At 38.7% G+C, this 936-nt stretch carries 1 protein-coding gene; it reads right to left on the bottom strand.

What is annotated here, in order from left to right:
- Positions 1–10: 10 nt before the first annotated feature.
- Positions 11–936: IS982 family transposase (locus H6W52_RS21100; protein ID WP_228457622.1), on the bottom strand; the 926-nt coding region annotated here is incomplete at its 5' end.

Here is a 936-nt window from a genome sequence, read left to right as displayed (position 1 = left end):
TCCTTGCCATCTATGCATTTATCCAGTTCGGGAAATTTACCGATGGTTTTTCCGGATAAAAACAATAGGCGCATATAGCAGAGATCATATGGGTTAAAGCATTATCGGGATTTCGGTGTCTGGAATGCTCCAGATCAAAGACGGAAGTAAAAATATCGTTCACACTCTCTATTAAAGGACGTTTGAGAAGCATATAACGCTCATTGAGCAGCATCAGCTTTGCTTTGGCTTTACTTTTTGACTTGGTAATAATTTTCAGTCCCTGCTGAAAGAAATCTTCCCATAAAGCAGTATTGTAACCTTTATCCCCAAAACAAAGACCTTTTACTTTCCCTAAAATGCGTTTCAGAAGGCTGTGGTTATTATCCGCTACATTTCCGGGGGTGAGATCAAAATCCAGGATTTCCCCTTTTTCATTAATAACCAGATGGACTTTAAAACCATAGAACCATCCGGTAGAGGACTTGCCCCGTGCCGCCCTGCCTTTGAATACTTTATGCTGATGGATGCGGCGGTTATGACAGACAACGATCTTTTTTGAATCAATGAAACTTATTCCCGTTTGCAGACTAAGGGAACACAGGACTTTGGCAAAAATAAACAGAGGAAGGGAAACACAGGACAGGACTTCGGTAAAACGGTTATAGCTTAAAAGCTTTGGAAAATAAGAGCTTAACTCATTGGCGACAAACTGACAGTAGAAATATTCAAAACATTTGTATCCTGAGTAATGGTAATAAATCAGAAGGGTCATTATTTCACTCTCGCTCATTTTACAGCAAGGCTTCTTGTAACCACCATAAATTGTTTTGTCTTCGAGGACTTTTGAAAACACTTCGCTTTCAATTTCTTTACACAGGTCATCAGCTTTGATGAAGATTTCTATCAATAGATTTTCGTCAAAAAGCATATCTTTGTTTTTCATGAGGTGTTTTA

The sequence above is a fragment of the Chryseobacterium sp. C2(2020) genome, assembly GCF_014218915.1.
Lineage (GTDB): Bacteria > Bacteroidota > Bacteroidia > Flavobacteriales > Weeksellaceae > Chryseobacterium > Chryseobacterium mucoviscidosis.
Note: the sequence above shows the minus strand (reverse complement) of the source record. Positions and strands in the feature narration are given on the sequence as shown.